At 67.2% G+C, this 17,006-nt stretch carries 13 protein-coding genes and 1 pseudogene; 7 read left to right on the top strand and 7 right to left on the bottom strand.

All coding sequences use genetic code 11. From position 1 onward, the window contains the following. Together WA965_RS23660 and WA965_RS23655 are read left to right on the top strand one after the other, a co-directional pair. Positions 1–258 (top strand): annotated as a pseudogene (locus tag WA965_RS23660) (magnesium chelatase); the annotation flags it as partial. Then, the gene (locus tag WA965_RS23655) at positions 251–2,233 is read left to right on the top strand and encodes a vWA domain-containing protein (RefSeq protein ID WP_178360481.1); all 1,983 of its coding nucleotides are present in this window, start codon (positions 251–253) and stop codon (positions 2,231–2,233) included. The pseudogene WA965_RS23660 and the gene WA965_RS23655, both read left to right, overlap by 8 nt. 10 nt (positions 2,234–2,243) lie before the next feature. Here the strand turns inward: WA965_RS23655 and WA965_RS23650 are convergent, their stop codons facing one another. From WA965_RS23650 to WA965_RS23620, 7 genes are all read right to left on the bottom strand, one after another. Then, positions 2,244–2,825: a DUF1707 domain-containing protein gene (locus tag WA965_RS23650; protein WP_526298523.1), complete on the bottom strand. Its 582-nt coding sequence runs from the start codon at positions 2,823–2,825 to the stop codon at positions 2,244–2,246. Between the two features lie 93 nt (positions 2,826–2,918). Then, complete coding sequence (locus tag WA965_RS23645) at positions 2,919–3,695, bottom strand: enoyl-CoA hydratase family protein (protein ID WP_526298521.1); 777 nt, start codon at positions 3,693–3,695, stop codon at positions 2,919–2,921. Beyond that, the gene (locus tag WA965_RS23640) at positions 3,695–4,858 is read right to left on the bottom strand and encodes an acyl-CoA dehydrogenase family protein (protein WP_526298519.1); all 1,164 of its coding nucleotides are present in this window, start codon (positions 4,856–4,858) and stop codon (positions 3,695–3,697) included. Before WA965_RS23640 ends, WA965_RS23645 begins: the two co-directional genes overlap by 1 nt. Next, positions 4,855–6,852 (bottom strand): acetyl/propionyl/methylcrotonyl-CoA carboxylase subunit alpha, encoded by a 1,998-nt coding sequence (locus WA965_RS23635; protein ID WP_526298517.1) that lies wholly within the window; start codon positions 6,850–6,852, stop codon positions 4,855–4,857. The genes WA965_RS23640 and WA965_RS23635 overlap by 4 nt, the downstream gene beginning before the upstream one ends. 79 nt (positions 6,853–6,931) lie before the next feature. Next, the gene (locus WA965_RS23630) at positions 6,932–8,524 is read right to left on the bottom strand and encodes an acyl-CoA carboxylase subunit beta (RefSeq protein ID WP_526298515.1); all 1,593 of its coding nucleotides are present in this window, start codon (positions 8,522–8,524) and stop codon (positions 6,932–6,934) included. Beyond that, positions 8,521–9,669 carry an acyl-CoA dehydrogenase family protein gene (locus WA965_RS23625; RefSeq protein ID WP_526298513.1) on the bottom strand — a complete coding sequence of 383 codons (1,149 nt, stop codon included), beginning with the start codon at positions 9,667–9,669 and terminating at the stop codon, positions 8,521–8,523. The genes WA965_RS23630 and WA965_RS23625 overlap by 4 nt, the downstream gene beginning before the upstream one ends. Next, on the bottom strand, positions 9,666–11,399 hold the full coding sequence (locus WA965_RS23620; RefSeq protein ID WP_526298537.1) for an acyclic terpene utilization AtuA family protein: 1,734 nt from the start codon (positions 11,397–11,399) through the stop codon (positions 9,666–9,668). The genes WA965_RS23625 and WA965_RS23620 overlap by 4 nt, the downstream gene beginning before the upstream one ends. Positions 11,400–11,704: 305 nt before the next feature. Between WA965_RS23620 and rpmF the strand changes: the two genes are divergently transcribed. The 5 genes from rpmF to WA965_RS23595 all read left to right on the top strand — a co-directional run bounded on the left by rpmF (position 11,705) and on the right by WA965_RS23595 (position 16,242). Next, complete coding sequence (gene rpmF, locus WA965_RS23615; protein WP_178360474.1) at positions 11,705–11,878, top strand: 50S ribosomal protein L32; 174 nt, start codon at positions 11,705–11,707, stop codon at positions 11,876–11,878. A 69-nt stretch (positions 11,879–11,947) separates the two neighbouring features. Continuing rightward, positions 11,948–12,634, top strand: a complete 687-nt coding sequence (locus tag WA965_RS23610; RefSeq protein ID WP_526298511.1) for a response regulator transcription factor — start codon at positions 11,948–11,950, stop codon at positions 12,632–12,634. A gap of 32 nt (positions 12,635–12,666) precedes the next feature. Next, positions 12,667–14,112, top strand: a complete 1,446-nt coding sequence (locus WA965_RS23605; RefSeq protein ID WP_526298535.1) for a HAMP domain-containing sensor histidine kinase — start codon at positions 12,667–12,669, stop codon at positions 14,110–14,112. A gap of 202 nt (positions 14,113–14,314) precedes the next feature. Beyond that, positions 14,315–15,667 carry a S1C family serine protease gene (locus WA965_RS23600; protein ID WP_526298509.1) on the top strand — a complete coding sequence of 451 codons (1,353 nt, stop codon included), beginning with the start codon at positions 14,315–14,317 and terminating at the stop codon, positions 15,665–15,667. 29 nt (positions 15,668–15,696) lie between these two features. Then, entirely contained in the window at positions 15,697–16,242 is a 546-nt protein-coding gene (locus tag WA965_RS23595; RefSeq protein WP_178360488.1) for a MogA/MoaB family molybdenum cofactor biosynthesis protein, read from the top strand. The last annotated feature ends 764 nt before the right edge of the window (positions 16,243–17,006 follow it).

Genomic DNA, 17,006 nt, shown 5'->3' with positions numbered 1-17,006 from the left:
CTTCTCGGGGGGATCGACGTCGGCCCGATCGTCACCGCCATCGAGCACGGCTCGCCGGTCACCACCGGGGCGCGGGTGTCGGCCCGAGAGGTGCTCGCCGCGCTTCCCGAGGTGTCCGCCGTCGCCGAGATCCAGCAGCGGCTCGAGGCCCAGTCCGACGGCCAGCGGGCCGCGGCGATCGAGTTGGCGCTCGAAGCGCTCTACCTCGCGAAGCGGATCGACAAGGTCTCCGACGAAGGCGAAACCGTTTATGGCTAAAGCGTCCCGGCGTACGACCAGGTACTCCACCTACACCGGCGGGCCCGATCCGCTGGCTCCACCGGTCGACCTCCGCGAGGCGCTCGAGGCGATCGGGCAGGACGTCATGGAGGGTACTTCCCCGCGACGGGCGCTGTCGGAACTGCTCAGGCGCGGGTCGGCGAACATGCCGGGTGCCGACAAGCTGGCCGCCGAGGCCAACCGGCGTCGGCGGGAACTGTTGCAGCGCAACAATCTCGACGGCACGTTGGCCGACATCAAGAAGCTTCTCGACGAGGCGGTGCTCGCTGAGCGCAAAGAACTGGCGCGTGCGCTCGACGACGACGCCCGGTTCGGGGAATTGCAGATGGAGTCGCTGTCGCCGTCTCCGGCCAAAGCCGTCCAGGAGCTCGCCGACTACGACTGGCGTTCGCAGGAGGCCCGCGAGAAGTACGAACAGATCCGGGACCTGCTCGGCCGGGAGATGCTCGACCAGCGGTTCGCCGGGATGAAGCAGGCGCTGGAGAACGCGACCGACGAGGACCGTCAGCGCGTCAACGACATGCTCGACGATCTCAACGATCTGCTGGACAAGCACGCCAAAGGTGAAGACTCGCAACAGGATTTTGAGGACTTCATGGCCAAGCACGGGGAGTTCTTCCCCGAGAATCCGAAGAATATGGACGAGCTGCTGGATTCGCTCGCCAATCGGGCGGCTGCCGCTCAGCGGTTCCGCAACAGCCTCTCCGAACAGCAACGGGCAGAGCTGGATGCGTTGTCGCAGCAGGCTTTCGGGTCACCATCTCTGATGAACGCACTCAACCGCCTCGACGGGCACCTGCAGGCCGCTCGGCCGGGCGAGGACTGGGACGGCTCGCAGAGGTTCTCCGGCGGCGACCCGCTGGGCATGGGGGAGGGCGCGCAGGCGTTGGCCGACATCGCCGAACTCGAACAGCTCGCCGAGCAACTCTCGCAGAGTTACGCCGGGGCGACCATGGACGACGTCGACCTCGACATGCTGGCGCGCCAACTCGGTGACGAGGCCGCCGTGAACGCGCGCACTCTGGCCGAGCTGGAACGCGCGCTGGTGAACCAGGGCTTCCTCGACCGTGGCGCAGACGGACAGTGGCGACTTTCGCCGAAGGCGATGCGTCAGCTCGGGCAGGCGGCGTTACGTGATGTGGCGCAGCAACTCTCGGGTCGACACGGCGAGCGTGACACCCGCCGCGCCGGCGCTGCGGGCGAGCTGACGGGTGCCACCAGGCCGTGGCAGTTCGGGGACACCGAGCCGTGGAACGTCACCCGCACCCTCACCAACGCGGTGCTGCGTGAAGCGGGAACCGGCGATCAGGCGGGTCCGATCAGATTGACGGTCGAGGACGTCGAGATCTCCGAGACCGAGACCCGCACGCAGGCCGCAGTGGCGTTGTTGGTCGACACCTCGTTCTCGATGGTGATGGAGAACCGGTGGCTGCCGATGAAGCAGACCGCGTTGGCGCTCAACCACCTCGTCAGCACCCGGTTCCGTTCGGACGCACTGCAGATCGTCTCGTTCGGCAGGTACGCCCGCACTGTGACGGCCGCCGAATTGACCGGACTCGAGGGTGTCTACGAGCAGGGCACCAACCTGCATCACGCGCTCGCGCTGGCCACCCGGCACCTGCGCAGGCATCCGAATGCGCAGCCGGTCGTGCTGATCGTCACCGATGGCGAGCCGACAGCGCACCTCGAGGACTTCGACGGCAACGGAAGTTCTTCCGTCTTTTTTGATTACCCGCCGCATCCGCGGACGATCGCTCACACGGTCAGGGGATTCGACGAGGTCGCCAAGATGGGCGCGCAGGTGACGATCTTCCGGCTCGGTAGCGATCCGGGTCTGGCCAGGTTCATCGATCAGGTCGCGCGTCGAGTGGGCGGCCGGGTGGTGGTACCCGACCTCGACGGCCTGGGTGCCGCGGTGGTCGGCGACTATCTCGGAGCGAAACGGCGGCGCTGACCTTCTCGGGTCAGCTGGCGTCCTTGCGGTTCTTGCGCTTGACGCCGACGCTGCCCCACAGCGAGAAGCCGCGGATGCGGACACACGGCGCACCGGGAGATCCCTCGCCGCTCACCCTCTGCTCGAAGCTGCCCATCACCGCCACACCGCGCAGGTCGACGTTGACCTCGGGTGGCACCAGGATCGTCTGCCCGCCCATGATCGAGTAGGACCGGATGTCGACGTCGTGAGAGGTGAAGTCGGCGTAGCGCAGGTCGACGACCCCGCCACCCCACAGCGCGAAGGTGGTCATCCGCTTCGGGACGTTCCACCGTCCGCGGCGTTCGAAGCCGGTGAGGATGGCCAACAGCAGGGTCGACGGAGCGGGGTGGCACGGACCGCCCCGACCCCGGGTGACGGCGCCGGGGAGATCGGCGGACAACCGGTCGAGTTCGGCGTACGTCTGCGCAGCGTAGGCCTTGGTCAAGCGGTCTTCGTACTCGGTGACGCCGAGCGTGCCCGACGCCGCGGCATCGGTCAGCAGCTGAGCCACCTGGATCCGGTCGGTGTCGGCAGCACGCATCGACCCGTTCCGCGCCGGAGACGGGCTCATCGGGACTCGCTGTACTTCGCGCGTGCGCACATCGCCCACGAGCCTACGACGAACGTGGGTACATGCAAGAGCCTTGACGAAACTGTAAGCAGCTCAGCCGACCCAATCCGGTGGCCGCTTCTGGAGGAAGGCCATCATTCCCTCCCGCGCCTGGTCGGAGACGAACAATTCTGCTGACTGCCTGGTCAATTTCTCTGCGCGGCGATCGAAGTCTTCGATGATCGATGCGGTGGTCAACGCTTTTGATGCGGCCAGGCCCTGCGGCGAACCCAGCGCTATCGCCGACGCCAACTCGGCGACTGTCGCCGCCACATCGTCGGTGGCGATGGTGACCAGGCCCATGTCCGCGGCGGCATCGGCATCGAACTTCTCGCCGGTCACGAAATAGCGCCCGGCGGCCCGTGCCGTCATCCTGGGCAGCAGCGTCAGCGAGATGATCGACGGGGCAACCCCGATGCGCGCCTCGGTGAGTGCAAACGTGCTGGCGCGCCCAGCGACCACGATGTCGCACGCACCGACCAGACCGAGCCCGCCCGCCCGCACATGTCCGTCGATCGCCGCGATGACGGGCAGCGGCGACTCCAGGATCCTGCGCAGCAATCGGGTCAGCTCGTGGGCCCGCCCGACCGCTACCTCGCCGAGGTCGGCCCCCGCCGCAGACGTCTCGGTCAGATCCGCGCCGGCGCAGAAAGTCCGTCCGGTGTGTCCGAGCACCACCGCCCGCACACCCTGTTCGGCCGATGCCCGCGTCAACCCCTCATGGAGCTGCTCGACCAACGCCGTGGACAGTGCATTGCGATTGTGCGGGGAATCCAGCGTCAGTCGCGCGACCGGACCCTCGGCGTCGTACCGGACCAGTGGTTGGTCCATCAGTAGGACCGGGGCAGGCCGAGCGATGTCTGCGCCACGAAGTTGAGGATCATCTCGCGACTGACCGGCGCGATGCGGGCCAGCCTCGAAGCGGTCAGCACCGAGGCGATGCCGTACTCCTTGGTCAGGCCGTTCCCGCCCAGCGACTGCACCGCCTGGTCGACGGCACGCACCGATGCCTCACCGGCGGCGTACTTGGCCATGTTGGCGGCTTCGGCGGCGCCCATGTCGTCGCCACTGTCGTAGAGGGCCGCGGCCTTCTGCATCATCAGCTTCGCCAACTCGATCTCGATGTGGTTCTGGGCCAGCGGATGGGACAGTCCCTGGTGGGCGCCGATCGGGGTCTTCCACACCTGGCGGGTCTTGACGTAGTCGACCGCCTTGTCGATCGCGAAGCGGCCCATGCCCACTGCGCTGGCGGCGCCCATGATGCGCTCGGGGTTCAGCCCGGCGAACAGTTGCGCGATCGCCGCATCCTCCGAGCCGACGAGTGCATCGGCCGGCAGGCGCACCTCGTCGAGGAACACCTGGAACTGGAACTCAGGGCTGACGATCTCCATCGGGATCTTGGTGAACGTGAACCCCGGGGTGTCGGTGGGCACCACGAACAGCGCTGGTTTCAAGTTCCCCGTCTTGGCTTCTTCTGTCCGGCCGACCACCAGCACCGCCTGGGCCTGGTCCACGCCGGAGATGTAGACCTTCTGGCCCGACAGGATCCAGTCGCTACCGTCGCGTCGCGCGGTCGTCGTGATCTTGTGGGAGTTGGACCCGGCGTCGGGTTCGGTGATGGCGAATGCCATCGTGATCGACCCGTCGGCGATCCCGGGGATCCAGCGCTTCTTCTGCTCCTCGGTGCCGAACTTGGAGATGATGGTGCCGTTGATCGCGGGAGAGACCACCATCATCAACAGTGCCGCACCCGCGGCGGCCATCTCCTCCATCACCAGGGCCAACTCGTACATGCCGGCGCCGCCGCCACCGTACTCCTCCGGCAGGTTCACGCCGATGAATCCGAGTTTGCCCGCCTCACTCCACAACTCGTCGGTGTGCTGACCCGCTCGGGCCTTCTCCAGGTAGTAGTCCTGCCCGTAGTTGGCGGCCATCGCGGCCACCGCCTTGCGCAGTGCCTGCTGTTCCTCGGTTTCGACGAAGCCGTTGGTCATGGGGTTCCTCCTGGGTTGTCTGCGGGCGCCGGGGTGTCCACCCGGGCGAGGACGGCACCGACCTCGACCTGCTGGCCGGGTTCGACGTTGAGTTCGACGAGCACGCCGTCTGCGGGTGCGGTGATGGTGTGCTCCATCTTCATCGCCTCCAGCCAGACCAGCGCCTGCCCTGCGGTCACCGGGTCGCCGATCGCGGCTCCCACGCGCAGCACAGATCCCGGCATCGGGGCCAACAGCGAACCGTGGGCCAGGGCGTCGTCGGGGTCGGGGAAGCGGGGCAGTGCGACCAGATGCACCGACCCGCCGGGTGAATCGACGTAGACGTCGTCCCCGTAGCGGGTGACGTCGAACGGCCGATCCACCCCGGCGACGGTGAGCACGACCTGCTCGGCGGTCGCCGAGACCAGCACGACGTCATCGTGGTCGGCGAGGTGCAGACCGCTGCGGGTGAAGCGGTACCGGACGTCGTGGGTGACCCCGTCGGCGTCCTCGTAGGCCTTCGTCTGGTGACCGGATGCGAGGTTGCGCCAGCCGCTGGGTGCGGCACTGAAAACCGGTGCACTGGAACGGTTGTAGGCGGCATCGGCCAGGGCTGCCGCGACCGCGGACATCGCGGTGACCTGGCTGCCGACAATGGGGGCGGCGAGCGCGGTGAGGCCGTGGGTTCCGAAGAAGGCGGTGTCGGTGTCCCCGTCGAGGAAGGCCTGGTGGCGCAGCACGTTGACGAGCAGGTCGCGGTTGGTGCGGACGCCGTGGATCCGGGTCCTGCTGAGGGCGTCGGCCAGTAGCGCCGCAGCCCGCCGGCGTGTCGGGGCGTAGGAGATGACCTTCGCGAGCATCGGGTCGTAGAACACCGAGATCACCGACCCGTCGACGATTCCCGAGTCGAGACGGACCCCGGAGATGTCGAGGGGGCCGAACTCTGTCGTCGCAGTGGGTACGGCGAATCGATGCACGGTTCCGGCCTGCGGTTGCCAGTTCTCGGCGGGATTCTCGGCGTAGAGCCTCGCCTCGATCGAGGAACCCTGTGACAGCGGGGGTGTGGCACCCAGCGGTGCGCCCTCGGCGACCGTCAGTTGCAGTTCGACGAGGTCCAGGCCCGAGGTGAGCTCGGTGACCGGGTGCTCGACCTGTAAGCGGGTGTTCATCTCGAGGAAGAAGAACTCGCCGACCGAGTCACCACTGCCGGAGGCCATGAACTCGACGGTGCCCGCGCCGGTGTAGCCGATGGCCGTCGCGGCGAGCCGCGCGGCTTCGAAGAGCTTGTCGCGCATCCCCGCAACGCGCTCGACCAGTGGTGAGGGCGCCTCTTCGATGATCTTCTGGTGGCGGCGTTGAATGGAGCACTCGCGTTCGCCGACCGCCCACACCGCGCCGTGTGCGTCGGCCATCACCTGGACTTCGACGTGGTGGCCTGCCTCCAGGTAACGCTCGCAGAAGACCGTCGGATCGCCGAACGCCGACTGGGCCTCTCGGCCGGCGGCCCGCACCTGATCCGGCAGTTCGGCGAGGTCGCGGACCACCCGCATGCCGCGACCGCCACCGCCCGCGGACGCCTTGATCAGCACCGGCAGCATGTCTGCGGTGACGGTGTCCGGGTCGAGTTCCTCGAGCACCGGCACGCCCGCGGCGGCCATCATCTTCTTCGCCTCGATCTTCGACCCCATCGCCGCGACGGCGGCCACCGGCGGCCCGATCCAGGTCAGCCCCGCATCCTGCACCGCTGCCGCGAATTCAGCGTTCTCCGAGAGGAATCCGTAACCCGGGTGGATCGCGTCGGCGTCGGTCGACAGGGCTGCGGCGATCAGCTGGTCCTGATCGAGGTAACCGCGGGTGCCCTCGAGGCGCACCCGGGCGTCGGCCTCACGCACATGCGGTGCGGCAGCGTCGGGATCGGTGTACACGGCAACGGTGCCGATGCCCAGGCGGCGGCAGGTGGCGAACACCCGGCGGGCGATCTCGCCGCGGTTGGCAACAAGGACTCGGCTGATCACGTGACCCTCCCAGCGAATTCGGCGCGCTCGCGGACGCTCACGGTGCTCCAGCGCGCCGGATTTGCGGACATCACGGCGCTCACATCCGGAAGACGCCGAAGTTCGACGTCCCCTCGATCGGGCCATTGGCGATGGCGGACAGGCACATTCCCAACACGGTCCTGGTGTCCCGCGGATCGATGACGCCGTCGTCGTAGAGCATGCCGGAGAGAACCATCGGCAGTGACTCGGCCTCGATCTGTCCCTCCACGGCCGCGCGCATCGCGGCGTCGGCCTCCTCGTCGACCACCTGACCGCGGGCCTCGGTGGCGGCGCGGTTGACGATCGACAGCACGCCGGCAAGTTGTGCCCCGCCCATCACGGCGGACTTGGCGCTGGGCCAGGCGAACAGGAACCGTGGATCATAGGCGCGCCCGCACATGCCGTAGTGCCCGGCGCCGTAGGAGGAGCCGATCAGCAGCGAGATGTGTGGCACCGTCGAGTTCGACACGGCGTTGATCATCATCGAGCCGTGCTTGATCATCCCGCCTTCCTCGTAGTCCTTGCCCACCATGTAGCCGGTGGTGTTGTGCAGGAACAACAGTGGTGTGTTCGAGCGGTTGGCCAGTTGGATGAACTGGGTGGCCTTCTGGGACTCCTCGCTGAACAGCACGCCCCGTGCGTTGGCCAGGATGCCCAGCGGGTAGCCGTGCAGCGTGGCCCAACCGGTCACCAGTGAGCCACCGTAGAGCGGCTTGAACTCATCGAACTCCGAACCGTCAACCACGCGGGCGATCACTTCCCGCGGGTCGAACGGAATGCGCAGGTCCGGCGGAACGATGCCGATCATCTCGTTCTCGTCGAACAGCGGCGCCCGCACGGGTGCCGGCTGCGGACCCTGCTTGCGCCAGTTCAGCCGGGACACGATTCGGCGTCCGATGCGGATCGCGTCGAGTTCGTCGACGGCGAAGTAGTCCGCCAGGCCCGATGTGCGGGCGTGCATCTCGGCACCGCCGAGCGATTCGTCGTCGGATTCCTCGCCGGTGGCCATCTTCACCAGCGGCGGGCCCGCCAGGAACACCTTCGAGCTTTCCTTGATCATCACCACGTGATCGGACATGCCGGGGATGTAGGCGCCACCGGCGGTGGAGTTCCCGAACACCAACGCGATGGTCGGGATGCCGGCGGCCGAGAGTCGGGTCAGGTCGCGGAACATCTGGCCGCCGGGGATGAAGATCTCTTTCTGCGTGGGCAGGTCGGCACCGCCGGATTCCACCAGGGAGATCACCGGCAGCCGATTCTGGCGCGCGATCTGGTTGGCCCGCAGGATCTTTCGCAGCGTCCACGGGTTGCTGGTGCCGCCTTTGACGGTGGGATCGTTGGAGACGATCAGGCATTCCACTCCGCTGACCGCACCGATACCGACCACGACGCTGGCGCCGACGGTGAATTTCGTGCCCCAGGCGGCAAGGGGGCTCAACTCCAGAAAGGGCGAGTCGGCGTCGAGCAGTGCCTCCACACGTTCGCGGGCAGTCATCTTGCCGCGGGCGTGGTGGCGGGCGACGTATTTCTCCCCACCACCCGCGAGCGCCTTGGAGTGTTCTGCCTCCAACTCGGCGAGCTTGGCCGACATCGCTTCGGCGGCCTCGGTGAAGCCGGGGGAGCGGGTGTCGAGGACGGACTTGAGGGTCATGCCTGAAAGCCGAGTGATTTGGCGGCCAGTGAGGTCAGGATCTCGGTGGTGCCCCCGCCGATGCCGAGGATGCGCATGTCGCGGTACTGGCGCTCGATCTCCGACTCGGCCATGTAGCCCATGCCGCCGAACAACTGCACCGCCTGGTTGGCCACCCACTCGCCGGCTTCGACGGCGGTGTTCTTGGCGAAGCAGACCTCGGTGATCAGGTTCGCCTCACCATCGAGTTGTCGTTCGACGAGGTGTCGGGTGTAGACCCGGGCCACGTCGATGCGCCGCGCCATCTCGGCGAGCGTGTTCTGGACCGATTGCCGCGCGATCAGCGGCTTGCCGAACGTCTCGCGGTTGCGGCACCAGTCCACGGTCAGGTCCAGGCACCGCTGCGCGCTCGAATAGGCTTGTGCGGCAAGGCCGACACGTTCGGAGACAAAAGCGCCTGCGATCTGCAGGAAGCCGGTGTTCTCGACGCCGATGAGGTTGGCGACGGGCACCCGCACGTCTGTGTAGGACAACTCCGCAGTGTCCGACGAACGCCAGCCCATCTTGTCCAACTTGCGGCTGACCTCGAATCCAGGCGTGCCCTTGTCGACGACGATCAGCGAGACCCCTGCGGCGCCGGCGCCCCCGGTACGGGCCGCGGTCACGACGTAGTCGGCCCGTACCCCCGAGGTGATGTAGGTCTTGGCGCCGTTGAGGATGTAGTCGTCTCCATCCCGGACGGCGCGGGTGGTGAGGTGCCCGACGTCGGAACCGCCACCGGGTTCGGTGATCGCCAACGAGCCGATCTTCTCTCCGCTCAGGGTCGGTCGCACGTAGGTGTCGATGAGACGTCCGTCGCCGGAGGCGATCATGTGCGGCACCGCGATGCCGCAGGTGAACAGCGAGGCGAACACGCCGCCGGGCGCCCCGGACTGGTGCATCTCCTCGCAGATGACGACCGCGTCCGCGCCGTCCCCGCCGTCGCCGCCGACCGTCTCGGGAAATCCGGCGCCGAGCAGTCCGGCCGCGGCCGCCTTGGTGTGCAGGTCGCGCGGCAGCTCGCCGATACGCTCCCACTCGTCGACATGCGGCAGCACTTCGCGCTCGGCGAAGGCGCGCACGGTCTTTCGCAGGTCGTCGCGCTCGGGTGTGGTCCAGATGCTCACGTCAGGAACTCCTCCGGTATGTCGATACTGCGGCTGCGCAGCCATTCGCCCAGCCCCTTGGCTTGCGGATCGAACCTCGCCTGGTAGGCCACGCCCTTGCCGAGGATGCCGTCGATCACGAAGTTGACGGCCCGCAGATTGCCGAGCACGTGTCGGGTGACGGGGAGATCGGCCGTCTCCGGTAACAGCTCACGCAACTTCGCTACCGTCAGAGTGTGTGCAAGCCAACGCCATTGATCGTGTGTCTGGACCCAGACGCCGATGTTCGCGCTGCCGCCCTTGTCCCCGCTGCGCGCTCCGGCGACGGTGCCCAGTGGCACCCGCCGGGTCGGTCCGGCTGGAAGCGGTTCGGGCAGCGAAGTGGGCGGCGCCGTATCGAGTTCCAGCGTCTCGGAGGCAGGCGCGATCTCGACACGGGAGCCGTCGGAATGTACCGCGGCGTGATCGACCTCACCGGCGGGCACGTAGGCCGCGGTGAACACGCCGTACACCTGACCGTCGCCGGGTGGGGTGGTGCTGGTGAACCCCGGATAGCTGGCCAGCGCGAGTTCGACTGCGGCCGAGGAGAACTGCCGGCCGACCGTGGCGGGATCGGCGTCGCGCACCACGCAGCGCAACAGGGCGCTCGCCGTCTGCTCGGTGTCGGCGTCCGGGTGATCGGTGCGCGCCAGCGTCCATTGCAGCTCAGCGGGCCTCACGGGCAAGCTCGTCTCGAGTTGCCGGCGCACCAGTTCGGCCTTGGCCTCGATGTCGAGGCCGGTGAGGATCAACGTCATCTCGTTGCGGAAGCCACCGATGCTGTTGAGCGACACCTTCAGCGTGGGTGGTGGCGGCTCGCCGGCGACCCCGCTGATCCGGACCCGGTCGGGGCTGTCGGCGGTCAGCTCGATCGAGTCCATGCGAAGGGTCGCATCGGGATTGGCGTAGCGCGGTCCGGTGATCTCGTAGAGCAGTTGAGCGGTCACGGTGTCGACTGTCACTGCGCCGCCGGTTCCCGGATGCTTGGTGATCACCGACGAGCCGTCGGCATGGATCTCGGCGATGGGGAAGCCCGGATGGATCAAGGCCGTCAGATCGGGAAAATCGCGAGCGAAGAACGAGAAATTGCCACCGGTGGCCTGGGTGCCGCACTCGATCACGTGTCCCGCTGCGACCGCGCCTGCGATCTGGTCGTGGTCGGTCCGTCGCCAGCCGAAGTGTGCGGCAGCAGGACCCACGATGACCGACGCGTCGGTCACCCGTCCGGTCACGACGACGTCGGCACCCGAATCGAGGCAGTCGACGATGCCCCAGGCTCCGAGGTAGGCGTTGGCGGTGAGGGGACTGCCCAGGCCCAACCGTTCGGCGCGGGGGAGCAGGTCATCACCTTCGACGTGGGCCACCGAGACTGTGAGGCCGAGTCGGTCCGACAGCGCGCGGATCGCCTCTGCCAGGCCCGCGGGGTTCAGGCCGCCGGCGTTCGTGACGATGCGGACGCCGCGGTCCGTGGCGATGCCCAGGCACTCCTCGAGCTGGCGCAGGAAGGTCTTGGCGTACCCCTTGTCGGGGTTCTTCATCCGGTCGCGGCCGAGGATGAGCATGGTCAGCTCGGCAAGGTAGTCGCCGGTCAGATAGTCGAGCTCACCGCCGGTGAGCATCTCCCGCATCGCCGAGAGGCGGTCGCCGTAGAAACCCGAGCAGTTCCCGATACGGACCGGGGCGGCGCCCTTGCCGCGACCCTCCGCAGATATCACCCGCACTCCCGCCGTCGAACACGCGACCAACCAACCGGTAGGTTACTGGGTACCGTCGGTACCGCGTCAACCCCTCAGGGCTCCGACGTCCTCGAGCCCGGGGCGATCTCGAGACTGCGGTGGTGGCGACGGCCACTCGAACATCTTCTCCAGGGCTGCAGTCTCAGCGTCAAGGCCCGGTGCGGGAGTTTGGAGCCCGCGCTGCTCAGCGGTTATCCTGGCTACCACTAACCGACGTCGGCTGGTTCCAGCACGTCGGCAGCGTCACCCAGACACCACCCCGACAGATGGAGAGCTCGATCATGGCTGTGCCCAAGCGCAGGATGTCGCGCGCGAACACCCGTAGCCGGCGCGCGCAGTGGAAGGCCACCGCGACCGGCCTCGTCGGCGTGACTGTCGCAGGTCAGCAGCACAAGGTCCCGCGTCGCCTGCTCAAGGCCGCTCGGCTGGGTCTGATCGACCTCGACCGCCGCTAGCCGATCGACACGCCGCCTCGGCGGCGCGCCTCTCAGGTCTATCTCAGACACGGGGTCGACACTGTGCCAGTGCGCATACTTGTCGTTGATGACGATCGCGCGGTGCGCGAATCCCTGCGACGATCCCTCTCTTTCAATGGTTACTCGGTCGAGTTGGCCCAGGACGGTCGGGAAGCCCTCGAGCTGATTGCCAGTCACCGGCCCGACGCCCTGGTGCTGGACGTCATGATGCCGAGGCTGGACGGCCTCGAGGTGTGCCGGCTACTGCGAAGCACCGGCGACGATCTCCCCATCCTGGTGCTCACCGCGCGCGACTCCGTCTCGGAGCGGGTCGCAGGCCTGGATGCCGGAGCCGACGACTACCTCCCCAAGCCTTTTGCGTTGGAGGAGCTGCTGGCGCGGATGCGCGCACTTCTGCGCCGCACCAATCCCGAGGACGGCAGCGAATCGGCGGCGATGACGTTCTCGGACCTGTCGCTGGACCCGGTGACCCGTGAGGTCACCCGCGGTGATCGCCCGATCAGCCTCACCAGAACCGAGTTCTCGCTGCTGGAGATGCTGATCGCCAATCCTCGCCGGGTGCTGACCCGAAGTCGCATTCTCGAGGAGGTGTGGGGGTTCGACTTTCCGACATCGGGAAACGCGCTCGAGGTCTACGTCGGCTACCTGCGGCGCAAGACCGAGGCCGAGGGGGAACCGCGACTGATCCACACCGTGCGAGGGGTCGGGTACGTGCTGCGTGAGACTCCGCCCTGATGAGCGCCACGCGAGAAGACGAGAGAGCACCGATGGCCACGCAGCCGCCCGGACCGTGGTCGACCAGTGCCGCGCCGGCCCCGCCCACAGCCAGCTCGGTGTCGCTGCGGTGGCGCGTCATGCTGCTGGCGATGTCGATGGTGGCGATGGTCGTGGTGCTGATGGGCGTCGCGGTGTACGCGGTGGTGTCCCGCGCGCTGTACGACGACATCGACACCCAACTGCGCAGCCGGGCCCAGCTGTTGGTCGAGAGTGGGTCGCTGCAGGCTGATCCCGCCAAGGCGATCGAGGGCACGGCCTATTCCGACGTGAACGCCATGCTGTTCACCCGCCAGGCGATCTACACGGCCAACCAGAAGGGGCAGACGCTTCCGCTGGGTGGGCCGGAGAAGGACGTCATCCAGGGCAAGCTGTTGATGTCCCTGCGGACGGTCAGCCACCAGCGGGTCCTGGCCCTGTATCTGGACAACGGCAGTGCGTTGTTGATCTCCAAGAGTCTGGCCCCGACCGGGCAGGTCCTCAAACGCCTGGGCTCGGTTCTGCTCATCGTCGGCGGGATCGGGGTGGCCGTGGCGGCCATCGCGGGTGGAATGGTGGCGCGTGCCGGGCTGCGCCCCGTGGCCCGACTCACCGAAGCGGCCGAACGGGTCGCCCGCACCGACGACCTGCGCCCGATCCCGGTCTACGGCAGCGACGAACTCGCGCGCCTCACCGAGGCTTTCAACATGATGTTGCGCGCGTTGGCCGAATCGCGTGAGCGGCAGGCACGGCTCGTGACCGATGCCGGCCACGAGCTGCGCACCCCGTTGACCTCACTGCGCACCAATGTGGAGCTCTTGATGGCCTCCATGGCGCCGGGGGCTCCCCGCCTCCCTGAGGAGGAGATGACCGGGCTGCGCACCGATGTCATAGCTCAGATCGAGGAATTGTCCACGCTCGTCGGTGATCTGGTGGATCTGACCCGTGAGGAGGCCGGCGGCGCCATCCACGAGACCGTCGAGCTGGCCGACGTGATCGAGCGGTCACTGGAACGGGTTCGCAGGCGCCGCAACGACATCGAGTTCGACATATCGGTGACGCCTTGGCAGGTGTACGGCGACGGGGCGGGCCTGGCACGCGCCGTGCTCAACCTGTTGGACAACGCGGCGAAGTGGAGCCCACCCGACGGCCGGGTCGGCGTCAGGCTCACTCAGGTCGATGCCCTGCACGCGGAGCTCGTGGTGTCCGACGAGGGTCCCGGAATCCCGCCACAGGAAAGAACTCTCGTGTTCGAACGGTTCTTCCGCTCGACTGCCGCCAGGGCCATGCCGGGTTCAGGTCTCGGCCTGGCGATCGTCAAACAGGTGGTGCTCAAACACGGTGGCACCTTGCTGGTCCGCGAAACCAACCCGGGCGGTCAACCTCCGGGTACGTCGATGCACGTGGTGCTTCCCGGTCGCCTCTCGGTCACCCAGACCGCCGACGCCGAGACGGTGTGAGAAGCCGCGACACGCGGTGAGTGCTCGCTGCGGTGAGCACAAAGACAGGCGAGGATGGTGGGCGGAAACCTGAGGGTGCATCAAATTGTTATCGCTGGTCAATAGATCTCTAAGGCGATTCTCAGCACATTTGGGCACGCTGAGGGAGAACCTTTCGTTGTCCAGGCGACGGAACCTACTCCAGGAAGAGCATCGCAGCGACATGACCAACCACCCGAGGTACTCGCCGACCCCGCCGCCGGGTCGCCAGCCCGGTCTTCATGGGCACGCGCCGCAGGGCCATACCGGACCGCAGCAGCCTGGCGCCTACGAGCAGCAGCAGCCTTATGACTGGCGCTACGCGACTGAGCAACAGCGACAGGCGTTTCGGGCGCAGTATGACCCCTATCGCGGCGCCCCGATGCCCACCGCCCCGGGTCAGTACCCGCGACCCGGCATGCCCGGTCCGTCGCAGTCGCAGCCCCGGAAACGTTCCCGCGCAGGAGCTTTGACGGCTGGCGCGGCTGCCATAGCCATCGTCTCCGCGGGTATCGGCGGCGGCGTCGCGGTGCTGGCACACCCCGATCACGGTCTGCCCGGCATCAGCGCTTCCGGCGCCGCTCCAAGCAGGCCCGCCGCCAGCGTGCCGGCCGGCTCCGTCGAGCAGGTGGCCGCCAAGGTCGTCCCCAGTGTCGTGAAGCTGGAGGTGAACCAGGGACGCAGCTCTGAAGAGGGTTCCGGTGTGATCCTGTCCACGGACGGGCTGATCCTCACCAACAACCACGTGGTCACCGGGGCCGCCGACGGCCCCGGCGCCGAAACGAAGGTGGTGTTCGCCAACGGCAATACGACGTCGTTCCGGGTCATCGGCACCGACCCCGGAAGCGACATCGCGGTGGTTCGCGCCGAGAACGTCTCCGGCCTGACACCGATCGAGATCGGTTCGTCTGCCGACCTCGTGGTCGGTCAGGACGTGGTGGCCATCGGATCGCCCCTCGGTCTCGAGGGCACCGTGACCACGGGCATCATCAGCTCCCTGAATCGTCCGGTCGCCGCCGGCGGCGACGCGCAGAACCAGAACACCGTGCTCGACGCCATCCAGACCGACGCGGCGATCAACCCCGGTAACTCGGGCGGCGCGTTGGTGAACATGAACGGTGAGCTCGTCGGCATCAACTCCGCGATCGCCACCATGGGCGCCGACTCGGGTGCAGCGCAGGGCGGCTCCATCGGGTTGGGATTTGCGATCCCGGTGGATCAGGCCAAGCGGATCGCCGATGAGTTGATCCAGACCGGAACCGCATCTCGGGCGTCTCTCGGTGTCCAGGTCGGTAACGACGCCGGGGCTGACGGCGCGAAGATCGTCGAGGTCACCGCTGGCGGCGCTGCCGCCGCCGCAGGATTGCCCAGCGGCGCCCTCGTCACCAAGCTCGACGACCGGTTGATCGGCAGCGCCGACGCCCTGGTTGCGGCGGTGCGGTCGAAGGCGCCGGGCGACAAGGTGACCCTGACCTATCAGGATGGGTCGGGCAGCGCCCAGACGGTGGAGGTCACGCTCGGTAAGGCGGACCAGTGAAGCTGATCGCCGGCCAGGTCGGCCCAGACCTGCGAGTGGCTGCACTGACGTCGGTGCCGAGATATACGGTTGAGCGCATGGAACAGCCTCTTGCGTTGGTCGGCCGGGCGCTCGTCGTGGTCGTCGATGATCGCACCGCCCACGGTGACGAAGAGGATCACAGCGGCCCACTGGTCACCGAACTCCTCGGGGAGGCCGGATTCGTCGTCGACGGCGTGGTCGTGGTTTCCTCCGACGAGGTCGAGATCCGCAACGCGCTGAACACCGCGGTCATCGGCGGTGTCGATCTTGTGGTCTCCGTCGGCGGAACCGGGGTCACCCCGCGCGACGTCACCCCCGAATCGACTCTCGACCTTCTCGACCGGGAACTGCTGGGCATTGCCGAAGCCCTTCGCGCGTCCGGGCTGCAAGCCGGCATCCCTGATGCGGGACTGTCGCGCGGGTTGGCCGGTATCTCCGGCAGCACGCTGGTCGTGAACCTCGCCGGATCTCGAGCGGCGGTTCGGGACGGCATGGCCACGCTCGGACCGCTGGCTGCTCAGATCATCGCGCAGCTGTCCAGCCTGGAGATCTGACGAATTGGTCGTAGAGGCCAGTTGTTGTCACAGCGCTCCGTCGGGCTGTTCTGCCGGCGCCGAGCGGATCGCCGCGCCGACTGCTGCGTTACGACCAGGTGAACACCGAGGCCACCTCAATTGTGATCTTAATCACTTGGATGCCGCACGGTGACGCCCCGGTCACGCCGTTCGCGGGACGCAGTTAACAAGGTCTTCGGTGATGATCTGTCGGAGACGTCTGCGAACGACTGCGACGATCCGTCGCCAAATGACGACGCCGACCGTGAGCGTTGGCTGCGTGACAATGTTCCCCCTCATCACGAGTGAAGTTTGATCGCGCAATTACCTCAGGGAACGCACAGGTAACAGTAAGGGCGCCCGCAGCGAAGATCTTGATGCGGGGCCAGTTACTGCGACGTGTTCCATGTGAGTCACCCCGCCGTCGCGGGTAGGGGGTCGAGGGCGCACGGGGAAGCTTCAGCAAACTACGCGCAACTCTGCATCGAGATCGTCGACGCCGAGCGTCCGCATTGCCGGTCCGTAGTCTCCCCGTTATGTTCCTCCTGTCAACGATGAGCTAATCGTAAGAAGAACATGTGGGCTTTCTAATTCCACTCACATGGAGCTCTTGCGAGGTGTGTGGTGTAGCGGTTAGGCCAGGCACGGACAATTCGGTACTCCCGCCCGGGGTTCCGACTACATATCTAAGGGAGAACATGAAGGCAATCAGTCGGGTGCTGATCGCGATGGTGGCGTCCATCGCGGCTTTGTTCGTGAGCACT

Origin of the sequence: Mycobacterium sp. (assembly GCF_049683935.1) — a bacterium.
Lineage (GTDB): Bacteria > Actinomycetota > Actinomycetes > Mycobacteriales > Mycobacteriaceae > Mycobacterium.
The sequence above is the reverse complement of the archived record's forward strand: the minus strand, read 5'-3'. Positions and strand labels throughout refer to the sequence as shown.